Consider the following 21,639-nt stretch of genomic DNA (forward strand, 5'->3'; position numbering starts at 1 on the left):
GGGGAAGGAGCTACCAGGGCATTTCGGCAACGCGGGAAGCGTGCGTGCCAGGGCGTGGCCGCCCGATCAGAGGTCACCCGACAGGCTCTCAGCCGCGGGGAGTCGGTGTGGGGCATGCACGCCGTCGCCGTACCGCCGGCCGGGTCCAGCTGGCGCGACCGGCTCGCCCTGATGGCGTCGGCGCCCGTCGACCGCAGCGACGAAGCGGCGCTCGTCCGCCGGGCCGAGAAGCTGCGGCAGTCCGCCTCGCTGCTCGGCTCGAACGGACGGGCGCCCGGCGGAGCCCGTGCCGACCGGCCCCCGCGCCACCCCTGACAACCGGCGCAGCCACCGCTGCGCACAGAACGGGAGCACCATGAGAGCCGGAGGCACCCAGCCCGTCCGGTGGATACGCCGTCATTTCCACGGCATCGGATACGTCCTGATCGTTCTGATGGCGCCGTCGGTGAACGAGTTCGCGCCGGCCGCCGCGGTGGTGTGTGCGCCGATCCCGGCCGTGCACCCGCGGGTGGGCCGGCGGCCCGAGCAGGCCGCCCGACGGCCGTCGTCCACCCGCGCGGAGCGGGGTCCGGCGCCGTGGTTCAGCGCCGGGCCCCGCCGAGGCGGCCCTCCAGCTGGACCAGCAACTCGCTGAGCTGGGAGCTGAGTTCGCCACGGGTCCGTTCGTCGAGACCGGACAGCACGGTGCGTTCGTACGCCAGTTGCCGGGGCAGCAGCTGGTCGACCAGGGCGCGCCCCTCGTCGGTGAGACGGACGTGCGCGACGCGGCGGTCCCGGGCGTCGCTGCGGCGGTCGACCAGGCCGCGCTCCTGGAGGCCCCGGAGGCGTTTGGTGACGGCAGCGCCGGAGGAGAACGTCTCCCTGGCCAGTTCACCGGGGGTGAGTTCACGGTTGGTACGGCGCACCGCGCCGAGCAGGTCGAACTCGGCGCGGCTCAGTCCTGCGGAGCGCAGCGGGGCGTCCTCCGCCTGCTGGAGCAGGGCGGCGCAGCGGTTGATGCGCCCGATGAGTTCCATCGGTCCGGTGTCCAGCTCCGGGTTGACGGCCTGCCACTGCCGTACCACCGAGGCGACGATGTCGTCGGTCACACCGCTCCGTTCTCCTGGGCGGGGACGATCAGCCCCTGCCGTGTTGCTGTCGCCGCGAGCGTACGGTGTCCGGCCTGCTCCGCCGCGAGGACCCGCTCCTCGGGCAGGGCGCGCTGCCACCATTCGCCCGCCGCGGTGTCGCCCGCCTCGCGCAGCTCGACGAGCGATCCCGTCAGCGCGCGGCGCGCGGCGTCGAGTGCGGCGGGTGCGGGTGCCGGGGCGGCCAGGGTCCGTGCGGCGTGGGCGCGGGCCCGGTCGGTGGCGGCAAGGGCCTGTTCCAGGCGCCCGGCGGCCCGGCGGTTGGTGACGGCCATGGCGGCGAGCAGTCCGACGGCGGCGCCGATGACGGTGTCCAGGACCCGGTCGCCGATGAGTTCACCGGCCGGATGGGTGCCGCCGAACTCGATGACGAGGAGGGCCATCGGGGTCACGGCGATGGAGCCGAGCCAGTAGTTGCGGGTGATCAGTGCCTCGGCGGCGAAGCTGAAGAAGAGGCAGCAGCCGATGAGCGCCAGCGGCCCCGTCCGGGTGACGGGGAGGACGGCGGCGAAGACGAGCACGCCGATGAGGTTGCCGAGGGTGCGCTGCAGGGCCCGGTTCCAGGAGAGCGTGACGTTGGCCTGGTAGAGGGAGGCCGCGGTGACGATCGCCCAGTAGGGGCGGCCGACGCCGAGAGCCATGGAGACGTATCCGGCGAGGGCGCAGCCGATGAGGGTACGGGCGGCGATGGGCAGCAGTGGGGAGCCGGGGGCGAGCGCGCGCAGCAGTGTCCGGCGGGCGTCGCGGCGGCTGCCGGTCCGCCGGGCGGCGCGCTCGGCGTCGGTCCCGAAGAGCTCCTCGGCCGTGCCGGGGACGGGCGGCGGGGTGGGGACGGGCCCGCGGGCCCGGGTCTGCTCCGCCCAGGCACGCAGTCGGTCGGGGTCGGCGGTGCGGGACCCGAGGGCAGCTTCGGCGAGGGCGGCTTCGGCGTGCACGAGGAGCCGTTCCAGCGCCCGGCGTACGGGGGTGGGGCGCCCGGCGGCGAGCAGCGTCTGCCGGCCGGCGTGCACGGCGGCGGCCGCGGCGTGCCGGGTGCGGTGCCCCGGGTCGGTGGCGTACGCGGCGGCGGCGTTCAGCGCGCGGGCCGTGGCGCGGCGCTCCGGGCCCTCCCGGCGGATCAGGGCGGGAACGACGGTGACCAGCCAGGCGACCGCGCCCGCCGCCACGGTGAGCGCGAGGTGCCCTGGCACCTGGCCGAGGTGCTGCGGGGCGAAGAGGGCGGCCGAGGTGACGAACGTGAAGATCACATGCCCGGGAGGCCCGATGCGGGTGGCGTCGCAAAGCACTTTCTGCCCGGCCGCGAGGAGTGCGCCGACGGCGATCAGCACGGCCGTCGAGTCGGTGAGCGAGGCCGTGACCAGGGAGATCGCAATGCCGACGAGCATGCCGAGGACGACTCCGGCGACGGTACGGGCACGGCGGGTGTACGGGAGGCTGTGGCCGTACAGCGCACAGAGCGAACCGGCCATCGTGTACATGACGAGGTCGAGCCGGTCGAAGGCGAAGAGCATCAGATTCGGCACGGCGGAGGCGACCACCACGCTCAGCGCCGGCTTGAACCACATGTCCGAGGGGCGGGCCAGGCGCAGGGCGGGGGCCAGCGGAAGTCTACGGACGGAGGGCTGCCGGGTTCGCATGGTCATATCACTCACCCAAATACCTTAGCAGGTATTACACCCGTAAATCATTTCTCCCGGATCACGGGGTCCGTCGCCCGGATGGCCCGGCTCCACGGCCGGTCGTAGGTTGCGAGGAGACCCGCACACACGCGCGTCCCCGGAAGAGAAACAGAGGGAACGGAATGAAGCTCTCCGAACCGGTGCCCGGCGGTCCCTGCTGGATCGAGCTGAGCACCCCGGACGTCCCGGCGGCCACATCGTTCTACGCGGCGCTCTTCGGCTGGCGGTCCGAGACCGATCCGCGCGAGGAGGCCGGCGGCTACACGATGGCGCACCTCGGAGCTGCGCGCGTCGCCGCCCTCAGCCCGGTCCACCAGCCAGGCCGGCCACCCGCCTGGACGGTTTCGTTCGCCACCGAGGACACGGACGCCACGGTGGAGAAGGTGACATCGGCGGGCGGCTCACTGCTGGTCGGCCCGATGGACGTCTTCGACCAGGGGAGATTCGCGGTCGCCGCGGACCCGTCCGGCGCGGTGTTCTCGCTGTGGCAGGGCCGGGCCTTCGCGGGCGCCGAGCTGCTGAACGCTCCGGGCTCGCTCGGCTGGGTCGAACTCGTCACCCGCGAGGCCGATCCCGCACTCGCCTTCTACCCGGCGGTCTTCGGCTGGACCGTCACCGCGTCGAAGACCTACCCCCAGTGGGGTGTCGACGGCGCCGACTTCGGCGGCCTGCTGGCGCGCGACGACACGCTCCCGCCCGAGGCGCCGCCGAATTGGCTGCCCTATTTCGCGGTGGCGGACGTCGACGCGACCGCGACCACCGCGCAGGGTGCGGGCGGTGAACTGATGATGCCGCCGACGACCCTCCCGGGCGGCCGGCGGATCGCGGTGGTCCGCGACCCGCAGGGAGCGGTGTTCGGGATCCACGGGGCAGGCGACGAAGGCTAGGACCTTTCCCCCGGTATGCCGGAGGACGTCAGAGGCCGGACGTTCCGGCGCCGAAGGGCTCCTCAGGATTGAAGGGCTCCTCAGGATTACGGAGTCCCTCGGCCGCGTCCGAGACCCGGCGCAGCAGATCGAAGAAGACAGCCTGCTCCTCGGCCGAGAGCGGACCGAGGAAGACCTGGTTCATCCTGGCCGCCCGCAGGGAGATTCTGCGGTGGGTGCGCGTCCCGTCCTCGGTGAGCTGCAGCAGGGAGCGGCGGCCGTCCTGCGGGTCGCGCACCTTGTCCAGCAGCCCGCGTCGCGAGAGCCTGCTGATGACCTCGGCGATGGTGGAGCGGTCGAGTCCGACCCGCTCCCCCACCGTGCGCTGATCGAGGCCGGGCTCGGCGATCAGGGCATTGAGCACGGCGAACTGCGGAGAGGTCGTCTCCTCCGAGACCATCGTGTTCCACAGCAGGTAGTGCGCCTGCTGGAGGCGGCGGGCCAGATGCCCGGGGTGCCTGCTCAAGTCGACCGCGGACACTGACATCGCCCTCTCTGCTGCTTCTTCTCTCTCCAGGATCTCAGTGTACTGAGGGTCTTGACCCCGTTACCCCAGCATGGATAGCTTCTGGCGCGTCAACAAATACTCAGTGCACTGAGCAATGGGGGGAGAGGGTGATGAGCTGGTCCTCGCCGAGCCGCACCCCGGTGTCACAACACAGCAGGTGCGCGCGCCACCGGCCGGTAGCCGCTCACCGCCGACACGATCGGCACCACCGCGCCACCCATGCCCCGGGGGCTCACCGCGCTGCACGCCCTCGAGGCCGCGTGACCCGGGCGTCCGGCGCACCTCGTTCCCCTCGGAATCCACCCGTCTCCGGAGCCGCGACATGACAAGCCCTGACATGACCACCCATCCACTGCCCGACGGGCTGAGTCAGCGGGACATCGACGCCGAGGTCGCCAAGGTCAACGCCGCCGCGCCCGCCGGTGCGCACCATCCGCTGCGCGACTACCCTCCGTACCGCAGCAGCCACTATCGCCACCCCCACCGGCCACTCATCCCGCTGGCCGATCCCGAGGCCGTCGAGCTGTCCGGACCCGCTTTCGGCGTCACGGACGTCACCGCGTTCGACCGCGATCTGACCCGGCAGCACCAGGGCGAGCCGCTCGGTGAACGCATCACCGTCTCCGGCCGCATCCTGGACCGGGCGGGCCGCCCGGTCCGCGGGCAGCTGGTCGAGGTGTGGCAGGCCAACGCCTCGGGGCGGTACGCGCACCGGCTCGACCAGCACCCGGCGCCCCTGGACCCCAACTTCACCGGGTTCGGCCGCTGTCTGACCGGCGACGACGGCGGCTACAGCTTCACCACCGTCAAGCCCGGCGCCTACCCGTGGCGCAACCACGACAACGCCTGGCGCCCCGCGCACATCCACTTCTCGCTCTTCGGGACGGCGTTCACCCAGCGCCTGGTCACCCAGATGTACTTCCCTGGCGACCCGATCTTCCCGTACGACCCGATTCTCCAGTCCGTCACCGACCCGGCCGCCCGGGAGCGGCTCGTCGCGACGTACGACCACGACCGTTCGGTCGCCGAGTGGTCGCTCGGTTTCCGCTGGGACATCGTTCTCGACGGACCGTCCGCCACCTGGATCGAGGAAGGCCACCACTGATGACCCACGCCCCGACCCCGTCCCAGACCGTCGGCCCGTTCTACGGGTACGCGCTGCCGTTCGCCGGTGGCGGCGACATCGCGCCCCTCGGCCATCCGGACACGATCACCGTGCACGGACTGGTGCTCGACGGCAACGGTGACCCCGTCCCCGACGCGCTGATCGAGATCTGGCAGCCCGCCCCAGACGGCTCGCGCACGGGCCGCCCCGGCTCGCTGCGGCACGACCCGGTCACCGGCCGGGCCATCGGCCGCGACGGCGTCGGATTCACCGGCTTCGGCCGCGTCCCGACCGACGCCGACGGCCAGTGGGCGGTACGGACCCTGCCGCCGGGCGGTGTCCCGTATCTCTCGGCCGCCGTCTTCGCCCGCGGGCTGCTCCACCACCTGTACACCCGGATCTACCTGCGGGCCGCGGACGGCGCCGTGCCGGCCGGTGACCCACTGCTGGAGTCGCTGGACGCGGAACGCCGGGCCACACTGATCGCGACGCCCACGGACCGGCGCACCCACCGGTTCGACATCCGCCTGCAGGGCGCCGGCGAAACGGTCTTCCTGGAGTTCACGTGACGTACGAGAGCGATGCCGGCCTGCTCGCCCCCGGGCGGGCCGGCTCCCCCGCCGAGACCAGCACCGGCGACCGCGCCGTCCTGCAGGCGATGCTCGACGCCGAGGCGGCGCTGACCCGCGCCCAGTCCGCATGCGGACTCGCCCCGGCGGAGGCCGGGCGGGCGGTGACGCAGGCGGCGGACGCCGACCGCTTCGACGTACGGGACCTGGCGCTCCGGGCGCGCTCCGGCGGCAACCCGGTCATCCCCCTGGTCGCCGACCTCACGGCAGCGGTGCCCGAGGAGGTGCGGCCGTATGTGCACCGGGGTGCGACCAGCCAGGACATCCTGGACACTGCGGCGATGCTCGTCGCCTCACGCACACTGGCCGGGGTGCTCGACGATCTGGTGCGGGCGGCGGACGAGCTGGCGCGGCACGCCGCCGCGCACCGCGACACACCGATGGCGGGCCGTACGCTCACGCAGCACGCCGTGCCGACCACATTCGGGCTCAAGGCCGCCGGGTGGCGTGCGCTGATCCTCGACGCGCGGGACCGGCTGGCTTCCGTACGGGATTCCCTCCCCGCCCAACTCGGGGGTGCGGCGGGAACCCTGGCCGCCTTCTCCGCCTTCTCCTTCGAGGAGAAGAGCGCGGACGGACTCGCCCTCGTCGCCGCGTACGCACGCGAACTCGGCCTGGTGGAACCGGTGTTGCCCTGGCACACCCTGCGCACCCCGGTCGCCGATCTCGCCGGGGCGCTCGCCTTCACCGCGGGCGCGCTCGGCAAGACAGCGGCCGATGTGCTCACGCTGTCCCGTACCGAGATCGGCGAGGTCGAGGAGGGCCAGGTCGGCGGTTCGTCCGCCATGCCGCACAAGGCGAATCCCGTGCGCGCCACGCTGATCGCGGCCGCCGCCCGCCGGGCGCCCGGCCTGGCGGCCACGCTGTACGGCTCGCTGGCCGCCGAGGACGAGCGGCCCGCCGGGGCGTGGCACGCCGAGTGGGAGCCGCTGCGCGATCTGCTGCGGCTCGTCGGCGGTGCCGCGCGGGACGGCGCCGAACTCGCGGCGGGGCTGCGGATCGTCCCGTACGCCATGCTGGAGAACCTCCACCTCACCGACGGTCTGATCGTCTCGGAGCGGCTGGCCGCCGCCTTCGCCGAACGCATCGGCCGGGCCCGCGCCAAGGACGTCCTGGCGGGCGCGGCGGACCGGGCCCGGTCCGAGACGACCGACCTCTCCGATGTGCTCTTCGACGTCCTGTACGAGGAGCCGGAGCTCGCCGGTCTCGATCTGGCCGAACTGACCGACCCCGCCCGGTACACCGGATCCGCGGGCCTCCTCACCGACCGCGCACTGGACCGCCGATGACTTCCCCGCCCGACCGCCTTCTGCACCACCGTACGGAGGGCCCGGCCGCCGCTCCCCCGCTGCTGCTCGGACCCTCGCTGGGTACGTCGGCCGGGCTCTGGGACGCCGTCGCGCCCGACCTCTCCGCCGCCCACCGGGTCGTACGGTGGGATCTGCCCGGGCACGGCGGATCGGCCGCGGACCTGATCGGGCCGGGCGCGACGGTCGCCGATCTTGCCGCGCTGGTGGTGGAGTTGGCCGACTCGCTGTCCCTGGACCGGTTCTCGTACGCGGGGGTGTCGCTGGGCGGCGCGGTCGGACTCTGGCTCGCCGTCCACCACCCGGAGCGCATCGACCGGCTCGCCGTCGTCTGCTCCTCCGCGCACTTCGGCGAGCCCGGGCCGTGGCAGGAGCGGGCGGCGCTGGTCCGGCGGGACGGGCTCGCACCGGTCGCGGCCGGGGCCGCGGCACGCTGGTTCACACCCGGTTTCACCGCGCCGGAGCTGCTCGACGATCTCCGGGCCACCGACCCTTCCTCCTACGCCGCCTGTTGCGACGCGCTCGCCGCGTACGATCTGCGGCCCCGGCTCCCGGAAATCCGGGCGGCGACGCTGGTGATCGCGGGGCGCGAGGACCCGGCGACACCCCCCGCGCACGCCCGGGAGCTCGCCGACGCGATCCCCGGCGCCACGCTCACCGAGCTTGCTGCGACCTCGCATCTGGCGCCCGCCGAGAACCCCGAGGCGGTACGGGTGGCACTGCGCGGCCACTTCGGTGCGAACGGGAACGGTCCCAGTGGCATGGCGGTGCGGCGGGAGGTGCTCGGCGATGCGCATGTGGACCGGGCACAGGCCGGCACGACCGGATTCACCGCCGGCTTCCAGGATTTCATCACCCGGTACGCCTGGGGCGAGATCTGGACCGACCCCACCCTGTCGCGCCGTGAGCGCAGCCTGATCACACTCACGGCGCTCGTCGCGCACGGGCACCACGACGAACTGGCGATGCACGTCCGGGCGGCACTGCGCAACGGTCTGACGCCGGAGGAAATCGGCGCGGCGCTGCTGCAGACCGGGGTCTACTGCGGTGTGCCTGCCGCGAATTCGGCGTTCGCGGTGGCCCGCCGGGTCCTGGAGGAGATACAGGAGACCGACGGGCCGGACGCCTCTCTGCCGAACTGACCGTCTCGGACCAGCCGGCCGTCGCGGGCGATGACCCGGCCGGCCCGTACCACCACGGCCGGGACCGGGCGGTCCACCACGGCCTCCGGCAGCGAACCGGAGGCGAGAACATCGACGTGGGGCAGCATCGTCCGACGGCATGTGTACACGCCTGCGCCCCCGTACGCGAACGTACGGGGGCGCAGGCTGCTGTGTACGGCAGAATTCCGTCAGCCGAGGCCGCGGGCGTCCTGCTTCAGGGCCGTGTCCACGGTCAGGGCCGTCGCCACGACGAGGCTGAGCAGCGGTTCGGGCAGCTGGTAGTGGATCTGCAGCACGTAGTTGTCCGCCGTCGTGAACATCGTCTTCGCGAGGCCTTCCCAGGTCTTGGTGATCCGGGCGATCTCGGCGTCGTTGTGGTCGACGATCGCGAAGTTCCAGGCGCGCCAGTTCTCCGCCTTGATGGCACCGACCTGCTGACCGTCCACCATGATGGCGAAGTTGATCTTGCCTATGGCGTTCTGCTGCACGATCTCGCCGACCGGCTGCCCGTCCGGGCGCTGCACGATGACCCGGGACTTGATGAACTTCGCCGGCCGGGTCAGCAGCAGCTGCGGCCGCCCGTACGCGTCACGGATCTCCAGCTTGTGGGTCAGATACTGATCGATGCTGGAAACGAACCGCAGCACCTTGCGCAGCGCGCTCTGGCCGACCTGGATGACCGAGCCGATCGTGTTGCCCTGCTGATCGAAGACGCGGTACTCGTTCGTCACCTCGATCAGCTTGGCCTTCTGGTTCACGACCAGGACCTGCTGATTGAAGAGCGTGGCGCCGCCGGGAGCCGCACCCTGCTGCTGGGGGACGGCCTGCTGATGCTGGGGGGCCGCCTGCTGGTGGGGCACCTGGACCTGAGCGGGAGCCTGCGCGGGAGCCTGGGGCTGCTGTCCGCCGGCCGGGTTCGTGTGCTCGGTCCACTGGGAACCGTCCCAGTAGCGCAGCAACTGGGGCGCGCCGTGCGGATCCGGATACCAGCCCACAGATACGTTCGAGTGCGTTGTCACCGGGGCACACTATCCCGCCGATCCGACAGGGCGAGCCCCATCCCTCACATTAATAGCATCCCCGCACTCGTTGAAACTTCACACACCGCGTAGGATGTCGGGGATGACCAGACTCAGCGAACGGACCGACCGACGACGGGACGGCGCCCGCGCGTCGGCCGTTCTCGGCTGGCTGCTCATCCTGCTGGCCATGGTCTCGTGCTGTTCGCTCGCCGGGACGGGCGCGGCCGCACACCACGCCACGGTCCGAACCGCGGCCGCGACGCCTGCTCTGACTCCGTCCCCGGCCTCTGCCGCGCGGATCGTCGTGGCCGTCGCACCGGACGGCCGGGGCGTCAGCAGTTCCTGCCATGGTGTCTCGGAGCACGCGACACCCGTCGTGCTGCCCGCCCAGGCCGCACCTGTCGCGCTCCCCGGCTCGGCTGTCACCGCTCCGGTCGGCCGGCTCGCCGGCGCCGCCGGTATCCGCGGCCCCTCCAACGACGCCGTGGGCGCCGTCGACCATCTCCGCCTTCAGGTTCAACGGATCTAGAAGCAGGGCCCGTTCTCCCGCCCTGCCCTCTTTCCGTACATCGTGTTGAACCCGAGGACTCTCCATGGCTTCCACAAAGAATCAGAACACCCCTGCCGCCGCGCGCCGCGCCAAGCTCGAGGAGGCCCGCCGCAAGGAGCGGGCCCGCGAGCGCAGGAACCGCGTCATCACCATCTCCGCCTCCGTCGCCGTCGTCGCCGCACTCGTCGCGGGCGGCGGCTATCTGATGTCCGCAGCCGACAAGCAGGACCGGGCCGGGGAGAAGGCCAAGTCCTCCCCCGTCCAGGGCGAGCGGAGCTGGGACAAGCTCGCCCGGGACCATGTCGAGAAGCCGGTCGACTTCCCGATGAACCCGCCGGTCGGCGGCGACCACAACCCGGTCTGGATGAACTGCGACGCCGACGTCTACACCGAAGCGATCCCGAACGAGAACGCCGTCCACTCGCTGGAGCACGGCGCGGTCTGGGTCACGTACAACGACAAGGCGCAGCCCGCCGACATCAAGAAGTTCGCGGACCGCGTCGCCAAGACCCCGTACTCGCTCATGAGCCCCGTGAAGGACCAGGACGCCCCGCTGATCCTCAGCGCCTGGGGCAAGCAGGTCACGGTGAAAAGCGCGACCGACGCACGCGTGGCGCAGTTCTTCACCAAGTACGTCCAGGGTCCGCAGACACCTGAGCCGGGCGCCGCCTGCACCGGCGGGATCGCCAAGTGACGTCCTCGGTCCGCGCGCCGCGGCCGATGGTGCTGGCGGGTGCTGCGGTGCTGCTGCTGGCCCTGGGGCTGGTGGCACTCATGCTCGTACGGCCGTCCTCGTCCCTCCCGCAGGGAGCGGCCCGGTCGGCCGTGCCCGCGGAGACGTCGGTCGATGTGGGGTTCGCACGTGACATGTCGATCCACCATCAGCAGGCGGTCGAGATGTCGTTCATCATCCGTGACCGGACGTCCGACGAGGACGTACGGCGGCTCGCGTACGACATCATCAACACGCAGGCCAATCAGCGCGGCATGATGCTCGGCTGGCTGGAGATGTGGGGCCGCGCCAAGAGCTCCGGCCGCCCGCCGATGGAGTGGATGGGCCACACCGTCGCCCCCAGGGGCGACGGTTCGCTGATGCCGGGCATGGCGACCGACACCGAGCTGGACGCGCTGCGGGCGGCGAAGGGCAAGGACGCCGAGGTGCGGTTCCTCCGGCTGATGACCGTGCACCACCGGGCCGGTGCGGAGATGGCGCAGGCGGCGGCCGACGCGGCGGGCACGGACGAGATCAGGAATCTGGCGGCGGGCATGGTCCTGGGCCAGCAGTCGGAGATCAGGCTGATGGCCGACATGCTGAAGGAGCGCGGCGCCACGGCATGAGCCGGCGGGCCGGGGTGTGGTGGTCCCGTACATGCGTACGCGGCCACCACGCCCTGCTTGATGCGGTCCGTCGGACGACGACCGGCCGGGGACGCGCCGGGGCTTCGTTCCGTCTGCGGGGCTGACGTCGAGCGTGAATGCGTCGCTGCGGCGAACGGCACGTCGGCGACCACACCCGGTCACTTCGGGGTCGCGGCCCGCACTTCGAACACGGCGGGTTCCGCTGCATGCTGCGAGGGGAGCCGGTGCCCGCTCCGGACCGTACTGACGTGCGGAATCGCATAGGCTCAGCAGCGATATGAAGAGCAACCTCACGACGCTGGGGCCCAAGGCCGACAAGGACACCGTGCGACGGAGCAACCTCAGCCTGGTGCTGCGGGCCGTCCGCGACGAGGGCGAGCGCGAGGCGACCAGGGCCGGGGTGGCCGCACGCGTGGGGCTGACCCGTGCCGCCGTGTCCTCGTTGGTCGAGCAACTGCTCGACAGTGGGTTCCTCACCGAGTCCGGCAAGACGTTCAGCGGGCAGGCCGGGCGCCCCGGCACCGCACTCAAGGTGGCGCGCACCGGCCCCGCCGGGCTCGGCGTCGAGGTCAACATCGACTACGTGTCGGTCTGTGTCGTGGACCTGGCGGGCACCGGCCGGGTCCGGCTGACGGAACACCTCGACAACCGGGGCGCTCCGCCCGCCGAGGTGCTGGCACGGGCGGCCCGGATCGCGGCCCGCACCCTGGATTCGGCGGCCGAACAGGAACTGTTCCCGGTCGGGGTGGCCCTGGCGCTGCCCGGACTGGTGTCCGGCGGCGAGGTGCGCCAGGCGCCCAACCTGGGCTGGAATCAGGTCCCGGCGGAGGAACTCTTCGCCGCGTCGCTCGCCGCACTGCGCCCCGGCCATCCGGAACTGCCGGTGAGTTCGGAGAACGAGGCCAATCTGGCGGCGCTGGCCGAGCTCTGGTTCGGCGGGCTCGACGAGATCCGCAGCTTTCTGTATCTGACGGGCGAGATCGGTGTCGGTGGCGCCCTGGTCATCGACGGTGAACTGCTGCGCGGTGCGCACGGGTTCGCCGGTGAGATCGGGCATGTGGTGGTGGACGTGGAGGGGCCGGAGTGCCGGTGCGGTTCGCGCGGCTGCCTGGAGCAGTACGCGGGACAGGCGGCGCTGCTGCGGGCGGCCGGGATCGAGGACACCGGCAGCGGCATCGGGGTGGCCGAGCTGGAGCGGCGCGCCCTGGCCGGGGACGAGCGGGCCGTGGCCGCCGTGGTGGAGGCGGGCCGGATGCTGGGGCGGGTGCTGTCCGGGGCGGTGAATCTGCTCGACCCGGACGCGGTGGTGCTCGGCGGGATATACCGGGGCCTGATGCCGTGGCTGTCGCCGCCCGTCGACGAGGAGCTGACGGGCCGGGTGGTGTCCGGGCTGTGGTCCCCGCGCGGCGGCCGGCTGCGCGCCTCGTCGGTCGCGGGCGACGCGGCACGGGGTGCGGCGGCGCTGGTGATGCAGGACGTACTGACCGACCCGGTGGCGTACGCGGCGCGGATGGCGGGCTGAAACCGGAGCCGGGCCGCACCCGCCTGACACAGGCACGCCCCGGACTCAAACGCGGGGGCGGACCTGCCTGACACAGGTACGACCCGGACTCAAACGCGGGGGCGGACCCGCCTGACACAGGTACGGCCCCGCAGCATCCGCCCGTGCTGTCAGCGGACCCCGAGCAGGTGGTCCATCGCCAACTGGTCCAGCACCTCGAACGCCATGCCGCGCTCGGCCGCCGCGTTCACGTCGAAGTCCTCGAACGCCGAGCGGTCGGCCAGCAGCCCCGCCACGCCGTCCTCGGCCGTCGGCCGGGCCAGCTCGTCGAGCCGGGACGCGCGCAGCGCCTCCTGGACCGCCGGGTCGGCGCGGAAGGCGGCGGCGCGCTCCTTGAGGATGAGGTAGTTGCGCATGCAGCCCGCGGCCGACGCCCAGACACCGTCGTAGTCCTCGGTCCGCGGCGGCTTGAAGTCGAAGTGGCGCGGGCCCTGGTAACCGGCGGTCTCCAGCAGGTCGACGAGCCAGAACGCCTGGCGCAGGTCACCGGCGCCGAAGCGCAGGTCCTGGTCGTACTTGATGCCGGACTGGCCGTTGAGGTCGATGTGGAAGAGCTTGCCCGCCCAGATGGCCTGTGCGATGCCGTGCGGAAAGTTCAGCCCGGCCATCTGCTCGTGGCCGGTCTCCGGGTTGACGCCGACCAGTTCCGGGCGCTCCAGGCGCTCGATGAAGGCGAGCGCATGGCCGATGGTCGGCAGCAGGATGTCGCCGCGCGGCTCGTTCGGCTTGGGCTCGATGGCGAACTTCAGGTCGTAGCCCTGCTCGACGACGTAGTCACCGAGCAGGTCGAAGGCCTCCTTCATCCGGTCGAGAGCGACCCGGATGTCCTTCGCTCCGCCCGACTCGGCGCCTTCGCGGCCGCCCCACGCCACATAGGTGGTGGCGCCCAGCTCGACGGCGAGGTCGATGTTGCGGAGGGTCTTGCGCAGCGCGTACCGGCGTACGTCCCGGTCGTTGGCGGTGAACCCACCGTCCTTGAAGACGGGGTGGGTGAAGAGGTTCGTCGTCGCCATGGGCACGACGAGCCCGGCCGCGTCCAGCGTCTGCCGGAACCGCTTCACGATGCTCTCGCGCTCGGTGTCCGACGAGCCGAACGGGATCAGGTCGTCGTCGTGGAAGGTCACCCCGTAAGCACCCAGCTCGGCGAGGCGCTGCACGGTCTCGACGGGGTCGATCGCCGCGCGGGTCGCGTCGCCGAACGGGTCGCGCCCCTGCCAGCCCACGGTCCACAGGCCGAAGGTGAACTTGTCCCCCGGGGTGGGCTTGAAGCGTTCCGTCATTGTCTGACCACCTTCGGTGCCGTCGGGTCCGCGGCCGGCAGAGGCCGCCGAACCCCTATTTGTTCAGTGTCATGACTAATCATGCACGGTGCCCTGTGGAGACGTAAACCCTCCACCACCGGGAATCCAGAGTGCCCCTGTTCCGGGTGGGCTCGATCGCGTAATTTGTTTTCCGTACGATCAAATGGATCGCACCGGCCCTCCGCCCTCTGTGGCCCCCCTGCACCGCGAGAATGAGGTATCCCCATGCCGCCGCGTACCGTCGTCATCGGCGTGGACAGCTCCACTCAGTCCACCAAGGCGGCCTTCGTCGACGCCGCAACCGGTCAGCTGCTCGCCGTCGGACGCGCCCCGCATGTCGTCACGGGCGAGGCGGGGGCCCGCGAGACCGACCCCGAGGTGTGGTGGCAGGCGCTGCGCACCGCCGTCGCCGCCGGCCTGAAGGAGTCCGGCGTGCCCGCCGCGGCCGTCACCGGCATCGCGGTCGCCGGTCAGCAGCACGGCCTGGTCGTCCTCGACCGTGCGGGCCGCCCGCTGCGCCCGGCCCTGCTGTGGAACGACACCCGCTCCGCCCCGCAGGCCGCTGCCCTCACCGCCGCGCTGGGCGGTGCGGACGCCTGGACCGCCCGCACCGGATCGGTTCCGGTGGCTGCGATGACCGCGTCGAAGTGGCAGTGGCTGCGTGAGAACGAGCCGGAGACCGCCGCCGCGACCGCCGCGATCCGCCTCCCCCACGACTTCCTCACCGAACGGCTGACGGGTGCGGCCGTCACCGACCCCGGCGACGCGTCGGGCACCTGCTGGTACTCCACCGCCACCGGCACATACGACCCCCAGCTGCTCGAACTGCTCGGCCTGGATGCCGCGTTGCTGCCCGAGGTGGCCGAGACCGGTGCGTCCCGAGCCGGTTCGCTGACCGAAGAGGCGGCGCAGGCGCTCGGCCTGTCGGCCGGGATCGCCGTGGCGGCGGGCACGGGCGACAACATGAGTGCCGCCGTCGGCCTCGGTCTCGGCGGCGCCGGACTGCTGGACCACCCCGTTCTCAGCCTCGGCACCTCGGGGACGGTCTTCGCCGCCTCCCGGACCCGGCCCGCATCGGCGGCGCTCTCCGGTTTCGCCGCGGCCGACGGCACGTACCTCCCGCTGGCCTGCACGCTCAACTGCACCCTCGCCGTGGACAAGGTCGCCGCCCTGCTCGGCCTGGACCGCAACGACGCGGCGCCCGGCGGCGAGGCGGTGCTCCTCCCCTATCTCGACGGCGAGCGGACCCCCGATCTGCCCACCGCCTCCGGTCTGCTCACCGGACTCCGACATGACACCACCCCGCAGCAACTGCTCGGCGCCGCCTACGAAGGCGCGGTCGTCACCGTGCTGCGCGCCCTGGACGAGCTGCTGCGGGCCTGCGGGCTCGACCCGGCCGACCCCGAGGTCGCCGCCCGCCCGCTGCGCCTGATCGGCGGCGGCGCGCAGGGGCGCACCTGGGTGGAGACCGTACGACGGCTGTCGGGGCGGCCCGTGATCGTGCCCGGCAGCGGCGAACTGGTGGCCCTGGGAGCGGCCGCTCTCGCCGCGGCGGCGGCCTTCGGCGAGGACCCCGTCGCGATCGCCACCGGCTGGAATGCCGGCGGGGGATCCGAGGCGGACACCGAACTGCCACCCATGGCACGGGACATGGACACCTGGAACCGGGTCAACTCGGTGCTGGAGCGGGCCGCCGGACCTCTGCTCGGCGGGGACCGGTAGCCACCCCGCCGCCACATCCCGCAACGACCGCTGACTGAGACCGACCGGCAATGGGGGGCGGCGTCACGGGGCTGGGGCGCGCATCTCGCGGCGTTGTCGTCCATCACCATGGCTCCGCCATGGCTCAATCCTCCGCCTTGCGATGCACGCACCCCAGCCCCGCTCCTTCACCCCCCCCATTGCCGGTCGGTCTAACTGTCACTCGCCTCCGCCGGCCCGGGACAACGGCATCCCGGCAGCCCCCGGACCGGTTTGGGGGTGGCATGTGATCTTCACTAGTATCCGGCGATGATCATAAGAAGAAGGCTGACGGTCGGGGTGGGCATCCTGCTCGCCACCCTGACCGCCGGGCTCGGCACGGCCCTCCCCGCCGCCGCCGATGAAACCCCCACCAAAGCCTCCCCCAAGGTCGAGCTGGTGCTCGACGTCAGCGGTTCCATGCGGACCCGTGACATCGACGGCCAGTCCCGGATGACCGCGGCGAAGCAGGCGTTCAACGAGGTCCTGGACGCGGTGCCGGAGCAGGTGCAGCTCGGTATCCGGACCCTCGGCGCCGACTACCCGGGCGACGACCGGAAGGTCGGCTGCAAGGACACCAAGCAGCTCTACCCGGTCGGCCCGCTCGACCGGGTGGAGGCGAAGACCGCGGTCGCGACGCTGGCCCCCACCGGCTGGACCCCGATCGGGCCCGCCCTGCTGGGCGCCGCCGACGATCTCGAAGGCGGCGACTCCACCCGCCGGATCGTGCTGATCAGCGACGGCGAGGACACCTGCGGCCCGCTCGACCCGTGCGAGGTGGCGCGCGACATCGCCGCCCGCGGCATCCACCTCGTCATCGACACGCTGGGCCTGGTACCGAACGCCAAGATCCGCGAGCAGCTGACCTGCATCGCCGAGGCGACCGGCGGCACCTACACCGCCGTTCAGCACACCGATGAACTCTCCGGCCGCGTCAAGCAGCTCGTCGACCGGGCGGCCGAGCCCGTCGTCACCCCCGTGGCCACCGAGGGCGCGGACAGCTGCTCCGCCGCGCCTCAGCTCAAGGCGGGTCTCTACACCGACCGCGAGAAGTTCGGCGAGCACCGCTGGTACCGGGTGGATGTACTGCCCGGCCAGGAGCTGCGCGCCTCGGTGAGCGTGTCCGCGGACCGCGCCGTCAACAACGACTACGGCGTGCTGCTGCGCGCGGTGACCGTGCACGGCCGCGAGATCGTCAGGGGTTCGGAGTCCGGCACCGGTCGCACCGATGCGATCTCGTCCGGGCTGCGCTACCCCAAGCCCGAGCAGGACGGCACGGACAGCGGGGACGAGCCGGTCGCGGAGACCGTCTGCCTGCAGCTCAGCAACTCCTTCTCGGCCCCGGCATCGGTGAAGACCTCACCGGGCATGCCGGTCGAGCTGACCGTCGACGTGATGGACGCGCCGGACGACGCGGCCGATGCCGCCGCGTTCGGTCTCGGCCGCGGCTGGTGGCTCCTGGGCGTACTCGTCCTGACCGGACTGATCGCGGGTCTGCTCTTCGGCTGGATCTCGCGCTGGCGCATCGCCGTATGGAGGACCAACTGATGGTGCGTACACGACGGGTACTCGCGGGTGCCCTGCTGGCCGGGATGGCCCTGTTGACGTCGGCGGGGTCGGCCGCGGCCGACGACCCGTCGGCGAGCCCGAGCCCGAGCGCCTCCGACGGCGGTACGGGACCCACCGAGGCGGGCACCACCTTCCGTACCGCGACGGCGATCCAGCCGGGCCAGCGCGCCACCGCCGGGGCGTCCACGGGTGACTACCTGTACTGGGTGTTCCCGGCCGACGCGGGAGAGCGCGCGACCGTCAAGGCGACGGTCACCCTGCCCGGGACCGCCACCCGGCACGGCGCCTCGACCTGGCAGGTCGATGTGTACGACGGGCTGCGGCGCCGGCAGGCCTGCATGTACGGACACCAGACCAGGAAGGCGGCCGCCGACGCGTCGACCGTCGAACTCTCCTGCGTCCTGCGGACCGTCCGCGCCTGGTCCGAGCCGTGGGCGAACGACCCGCTGCCGGGCAGCTACTACGTGCGCCTGACGGTTGTCGACCTCCCGTCGGCCGACCTCGGGCAGCCGGTGCAGACCGCCGTCGAGGTGACGGCGGCCGACCAGGGCGGCGCCCGTGACGTCGACGGCTCGCTGAGCGAGCCCCTGGTGCCCGGCGCGTCCTCGGCGCAGCAGACGGCGGACGACACCTCGTCGGACGACGGCTCCACGACCCGGGTCCCGCTCGGCAGCGAGCCGGACGACGGCTGGGCCTCCGGCTGGTGGACGGACCGCTGGATCTGGACCGTCGGCGGCGGCGTACTCGGTGCGCTCGCGGCCGTGTTCGGCTACTCCCTCACCCGCGGCAACGGCCGCCCGTCCCGGGTCCCGCCGGGCGCCTGACCCGCCCCGGCCGCGAACCGGTCCTCATGCGCGGCGCCTTCGCCCCACACCGGTGGGACGGGGGCGCCGCGGCGTTTCCCATGGTCGAACCGTCCGGTGCGCGGAGACGTCCGGACGGTCGCCCCCATCTCCCGTCCCGTGGGGACGGAACAGCACGCAGGATCCCGGGTCCGCGGCGCCGCCCGTCCGACCGCACTCCCGTGACGAGACCCGGATACCCTCGACAACTCACGTACTCCACAAGGACGATGGGGTTCACCGACGCTGCCGGCACTCCGGAGTCCAGTCATGTCGCCGCGTACCGGATGCCGGTTCGCCACCAGGGAGCGGAGACCTTTCATGTCCAAGGAGACCGGCCCGGCCGCCGATGCCGAGCCGCGCGGCCACGTGCCCGTACCGGGCCCGAAGGGGCTGCCGTTCCTCGGGAATCTTCCGCAGTTCGGGAAGGACCCGCTGCAGTTCTTCGAGCGGCTGCGCGGGTACGGGGACATGGTGCGCTGGCGCTTCGGCCCCAACCCCTCTGTGTTCATAGCCGATCCGGAGTGCATAGGCGAGCTGCTCACCGAGACGGAACGCACCTTCGACCAGCCGGCGCTGGGCATCGCGTTCCGTACCGTGATGGGAAACGGCGTGGTGGTCGCGCGTGGTCCGGACTGGCGGCGGAAGCGGTCGCTGGTGCAGCCCTCGGTACGGCCGAAGCAGGTGCGGTCGTACGCGGCGACGATGGCGGGCAGCACCGTGGAGCTCGCGGACACCTGGTCCGGCGGTGAACGCATCGACATCAAGCGGGAGATGGCCGCGCTCACGCAGAAGATCGCGGTCCGCACCATCTTCGGGGTGGACACCCCGGCGGACGCCGAGGCGATGGGCCGGGCGATGAATGTCGCCCAGCAGGAGATCGGCAAGGAGTTCAGCGGCATCGGCGCCCTGCTCCCCGACTGGGTGCCGACGCCCGGCCGGGCCCGGATCAAGAAGGCCGCCGCGGTCATCGACGCCGAGGTGGGCCGGGTCGTGGCCCGGCACCGGGACGGCGACGGCGAGCGTCCCGACCTGCTGAGCCGGCTGCTGACCGCGGTGGACGAGACCGGCGCACACCTCACGGACGAGGAGATCCGCGACGAGACCGTCACCCTGTACATCGGCGGGCACGAGACGACCAGCTCCACGCTCGTGTGGGCGTGGTACCTGCTGTCGCGCAATCCGCAGACGCGCGCGGCGCTCACCGAGGAGCTGGACCGTGTCCTCGGCGACCGGGAGCCGGGGTTCGACGACTACGCGCGGCTGACGTACACCCAGGCGGTGGTGAAGGAGACGCTGCGGCTGTACCCGACGATCTGGCTGGTGACCGGAGTCGCCAACGACGGGGCGCGGATCGGCGGCGTGGACATGCCGAAGGGGACGAAGGTGTGGACCAGCCAGTGGGCGACGCACCGCGACGAGCGGTGGTTCCCGGAGCCTGAGGCGTTCCGCCCGGAGCGCTGGGACGCCGACCACGGCGACGACATCGCGGAGTACGCCTGGTTCCCGTTCGGCGGCGGACCCCGGGTCTGCCTCGGTACGCGGTTCGCGATGGTCGAGGCGGTGCTGATCCTGGCGGTACTCGCGCGCCGGTTCGAACTGGACGTGGACCCGGGTGACGTCAACCCCGTACCGACGCTGACCCTGCAGCCCGACCGGGACGTGCTGGCCACCGTGCGGGCGCGGTAACTCGGCGGGGAGCGTGTCCGTACGGCGGAACACGCGCGGGCGCGATGTGCTCGCGGCTTCCGCCGTACGGCATCCTCGTGCTGAACGAGCAGCGCAGCCCCGGAGCGGCGAGTGATCTTGCCGGTTCGGGGCCGTACCCGACGGTGGAGGATGCGGAACCCGATGACTGACAACTCCGACATGGTGGCCTTTGTCCGGGCCCGCCTGGCCGAGGAGGAACAAGTCGCGCGAGCGGCCGGCGGCGAGCGTTGGCGGTGCCCCGCCGAGGCGCCGGGCGAGGTCCACGACCGGACCGGCGCCATCGCGTTCAGCCTGCGGACGCATGGCTACGACGACCACATCGCCCTGCAGGACCCCGCGCGCACGCTCCGCCGCATCGAGACGAGCAGGGTGCTCCTGGACGAGTACGAGGAGGTCGCCGCCCTGGATGCCGACCGCCCCCTCCACGACTTCCCCTCGGGCCGCGCGGTCGGGCTCGGATTCGTCGTCCGGCAGATGGCGGCGGAGGATGCCGGCCACCCCGACTATCAGGCCAAGTGGCTGCCGCGGTTCACCCGGTGACGAGCCCCTCGCAGGGACGGTGACCGAGTTGCGGGACCGCGAGCTGTACGCGGCCGGCGTCGGCGTCCTGCCGGGCCGAGGAGGGCCGGCACCATGAGCGGATCGGTCAGGCCGCGCCGCCGCAGGGCCGCGGCCGGTTCGCTGACGTACACGGCTCGCACACCGCGTACGGCCACGGCTCCGTCCGGTCGCCGCCGGGACACCACCTCGACCGACCGGGCGCGGGGCGCGTCCCCGCGCCCCGGCTCCCCGCTTTCCCGCCTCACCGGCAGAAGGTTCATAGCCGTCACAGCGGGCAGGTCGCAACCGGACGGCAGATACTGATCTGGTCCGTCCGCGCCGGCCCTGCGCGGACACACCGGCCGCCCTGCCGCGATCACCGGCCGTCGAGATTCCGGGAGAAACACCATGCGTCTGCGCCCCACCATCGCCTCCGGTTTCACCGTCCCGGCCGCCGCCACCGCCGTGGTTCTGGCGGCCACGGGCGCCACGGCCGCGGTCGGCACCGCGCCCGCCGCCCCTGCGGCGGCCTCCCGGCTCGGCACGTGCCAGGAGAAGGCCCTCAGTCTGAAGGCCGCGCCCGGCGGTCAGCAGAACGTGGTGCGCATCAGTGTCACCAACCGTGGCAGTCGCAGCTGTGTCGTCGACCGGATCCCGGCCATCACCTTCACGGGGCTGGACGGCTCCGCCCAGGCCGTGCCGCCTGCCGAGAGCGCCCCCTACGTGCTCTCGCGAGGTGAGCGGGCGTATGCCGCCCTCCGTACCGCCGATCCGGCGGGTACCGAGGGGCATGTGGTCGGCAGTGTGAGCGTGGCGGCGGATCCGGCCCACTACGGCGTCACGTTCGGAGCGGCCGGCGTGGGCATGCCCCGGGGCATCCGGGTCTGGGAGCCGGTCACCACGCTCTGGCAGGTGTCGGCGGCCGCCGCATCCGAGGCCCTGACCGACGGTCTGGGCTGATCCGCCGACGGTGTACGTCTCGCGGAAGGCCCGCCGGCAAC

20 protein-coding genes and 1 pseudogene are annotated in these 21,639 nt (G+C 72.4%); 16 read left to right on the plus strand and 5 right to left on the minus strand.

All coding sequences use genetic code 11. The annotated features are described in order from the left end of the window. Positions 1 to 315: pseudogene (locus ACWD6R_RS02950) on the plus strand (hypothetical protein); the annotation flags it as partial. A 266-nt stretch (positions 316 to 581) separates the two neighbouring features. Here ACWD6R_RS02950 and ACWD6R_RS02955 read toward each other — a convergent pair. Both ACWD6R_RS02955 and ACWD6R_RS02960 read right to left on the minus strand, forming a co-directional pair. Beyond that, a complete protein-coding gene (locus ACWD6R_RS02955; RefSeq protein ID WP_366693897.1) occupies positions 582 to 1,088 on the minus strand; it encodes a MarR family winged helix-turn-helix transcriptional regulator in 507 nt (168 codons plus the stop codon). Continuing rightward, positions 1,085 to 2,764 carry an FUSC family protein gene (locus ACWD6R_RS02960; RefSeq protein WP_451817207.1) on the minus strand — a complete coding sequence of 560 codons (1,680 nt, stop codon included), beginning with the start codon at positions 2,762 to 2,764 and terminating at the stop codon, positions 1,085 to 1,087. The genes ACWD6R_RS02955 and ACWD6R_RS02960 overlap by 4 nt, the downstream gene beginning before the upstream one ends. A 164-nt stretch (positions 2,765 to 2,928) precedes the next feature. Between ACWD6R_RS02960 and ACWD6R_RS02965 the strand changes: the two genes are divergently transcribed. Continuing rightward, positions 2,929 to 3,693: a VOC family protein gene (locus tag ACWD6R_RS02965; protein WP_451817074.1), complete on the plus strand. Its 765-nt coding sequence runs from the start codon at positions 2,929 to 2,931 to the stop codon at positions 3,691 to 3,693. A 28-nt stretch (positions 3,694 to 3,721) separates the two neighbouring features. On the opposite strand, the gene ACWD6R_RS02970 is transcribed toward ACWD6R_RS02965, so the two are convergent. Then, positions 3,722 to 4,213, minus strand: a complete 492-nt coding sequence (locus tag ACWD6R_RS02970; RefSeq protein WP_451817208.1) for a MarR family winged helix-turn-helix transcriptional regulator — start codon at positions 4,211 to 4,213, stop codon at positions 3,722 to 3,724. Between the two features lie 349 nt (positions 4,214 to 4,562). Between ACWD6R_RS02970 and pcaH the strand changes: the two genes are divergently transcribed. From pcaH to pcaDC, 4 genes are read left to right on the plus strand one after another with little or no spacing between them, the layout of a single operon-like run. Next, the gene (gene pcaH / locus ACWD6R_RS02975) at positions 4,563 to 5,345 is read left to right on the plus strand and encodes a protocatechuate 3,4-dioxygenase subunit beta (protein ID WP_451817075.1); all 783 of its coding nucleotides are present in this window, start codon (positions 4,563 to 4,565) and stop codon (positions 5,343 to 5,345) included. Continuing rightward, positions 5,345 to 5,914 (plus strand): protocatechuate 3,4-dioxygenase subunit alpha, encoded by a 570-nt coding sequence (pcaG, locus tag ACWD6R_RS02980; protein ID WP_451817076.1) that lies wholly within the window; start codon positions 5,345 to 5,347, stop codon positions 5,912 to 5,914. Before pcaH ends, pcaG begins: the two co-directional genes overlap by 1 nt. Further along, the gene (gene pcaB / locus ACWD6R_RS02985) at positions 5,911 to 7,263 is read left to right on the plus strand and encodes a 3-carboxy-cis,cis-muconate cycloisomerase (RefSeq protein WP_451817077.1); all 1,353 of its coding nucleotides are present in this window, start codon (positions 5,911 to 5,913) and stop codon (positions 7,261 to 7,263) included. The genes pcaG and pcaB overlap by 4 nt, the downstream gene beginning before the upstream one ends. After that, positions 7,260 to 8,423, plus strand: coding sequence for a bifunctional 3-oxoadipate enol-lactonase/4-carboxymuconolactone decarboxylase PcaDC (gene pcaDC, locus ACWD6R_RS02990; protein ID WP_451817078.1), 1,164 nt, complete (start codon positions 7,260 to 7,262; stop codon positions 8,421 to 8,423). The genes pcaB and pcaDC overlap by 4 nt, the downstream gene beginning before the upstream one ends. A gap of 209 nt (positions 8,424 to 8,632) precedes the next feature. Here the strand turns inward: pcaDC and ACWD6R_RS02995 are convergent, their stop codons facing one another. Continuing rightward, positions 8,633 to 9,463 carry a phospholipid scramblase-related protein gene (locus ACWD6R_RS02995; protein WP_451817079.1) on the minus strand — a complete coding sequence of 277 codons (831 nt, stop codon included), beginning with the start codon at positions 9,461 to 9,463 and terminating at the stop codon, positions 8,633 to 8,635. A 103-nt stretch (positions 9,464 to 9,566) separates the two neighbouring features. Between ACWD6R_RS02995 and ACWD6R_RS03000 the strand changes: the two genes are divergently transcribed. The 4 genes from ACWD6R_RS03000 to ACWD6R_RS03015 all read left to right on the plus strand — a co-directional run bounded on the left by ACWD6R_RS03000 (position 9,567) and on the right by ACWD6R_RS03015 (position 12,897). Continuing rightward, entirely contained in the window at positions 9,567 to 9,995 is a 429-nt protein-coding gene (locus ACWD6R_RS03000; protein ID WP_451817080.1) for a hypothetical protein, read from the plus strand. A 64-nt stretch (positions 9,996 to 10,059) separates the two neighbouring features. Next, positions 10,060 to 10,710 carry a DUF3105 domain-containing protein gene (locus ACWD6R_RS03005; protein WP_451817081.1) on the plus strand — a complete coding sequence of 217 codons (651 nt, stop codon included), beginning with the start codon at positions 10,060 to 10,062 and terminating at the stop codon, positions 10,708 to 10,710. Positions 10,711 to 10,736: 26 nt separating this feature from the next. After that, on the plus strand, positions 10,737 to 11,354 hold the full coding sequence (locus ACWD6R_RS03010) for a DUF305 domain-containing protein (RefSeq protein ID WP_451817209.1): 618 nt from the start codon (positions 10,737 to 10,739) through the stop codon (positions 11,352 to 11,354). Positions 11,355 to 11,652: 298 nt separating this feature from the next. After that, positions 11,653 to 12,897: an ROK family protein gene (locus ACWD6R_RS03015; protein WP_451817082.1), complete on the plus strand. Its 1,245-nt coding sequence runs from the start codon at positions 11,653 to 11,655 to the stop codon at positions 12,895 to 12,897. Positions 12,898 to 13,046: 149 nt separating this feature from the next. Here ACWD6R_RS03015 and xylA read toward each other — a convergent pair whose 3' ends face one another. Beyond that, entirely contained in the window at positions 13,047 to 14,216 is a 1,170-nt protein-coding gene (xylA, locus tag ACWD6R_RS03020) for a xylose isomerase (protein WP_037698678.1), read from the minus strand. Positions 14,217 to 14,462: 246 nt separating this feature from the next. On the opposite strand from xylA, the gene xylB reads away from it, so the two are divergent. The 6 genes from xylB to ACWD6R_RS03050 all read left to right on the plus strand — a co-directional run bounded on the left by xylB (position 14,463) and on the right by ACWD6R_RS03050 (position 21,598). Next, positions 14,463 to 15,959, plus strand: a complete 1,497-nt coding sequence (gene xylB / locus ACWD6R_RS03025; protein WP_451817083.1) for a xylulokinase — start codon at positions 14,463 to 14,465, stop codon at positions 15,957 to 15,959. 288 nt (positions 15,960 to 16,247) lie between these two features. Then, positions 16,248 to 17,525, plus strand: coding sequence for a VWA domain-containing protein (locus ACWD6R_RS03030; RefSeq protein ID WP_451817084.1), 1,278 nt, complete (start codon positions 16,248 to 16,250; stop codon positions 17,523 to 17,525). Further along, a complete protein-coding gene (locus tag ACWD6R_RS03035; RefSeq protein WP_451817085.1) occupies positions 17,525 to 18,370 on the plus strand; it encodes a hypothetical protein in 846 nt (281 codons plus the stop codon). The genes ACWD6R_RS03030 and ACWD6R_RS03035 overlap by 1 nt, the downstream gene beginning before the upstream one ends. A gap of 339 nt (positions 18,371 to 18,709) precedes the next feature. Next, positions 18,710 to 20,077, plus strand: coding sequence for a cytochrome P450 (locus tag ACWD6R_RS03040; RefSeq protein WP_451817086.1), 1,368 nt, complete (start codon positions 18,710 to 18,712; stop codon positions 20,075 to 20,077). Positions 20,078 to 20,239: 162 nt separating this feature from the next. Then, positions 20,240 to 20,638, plus strand: a complete 399-nt coding sequence (locus tag ACWD6R_RS03045) for a DUF6221 family protein (RefSeq protein WP_451817087.1) — start codon at positions 20,240 to 20,242, stop codon at positions 20,636 to 20,638. Positions 20,639 to 21,046: 408 nt separating this feature from the next. Then, positions 21,047 to 21,598, plus strand: coding sequence for a DUF4232 domain-containing protein (locus tag ACWD6R_RS03050; RefSeq protein WP_451817088.1), 552 nt, complete (start codon positions 21,047 to 21,049; stop codon positions 21,596 to 21,598). Positions 21,599 to 21,639 lie beyond the last annotated feature (41 nt).

The sequence above is a fragment of the Streptomyces sp. NPDC005151 genome (assembly GCF_053599875.1).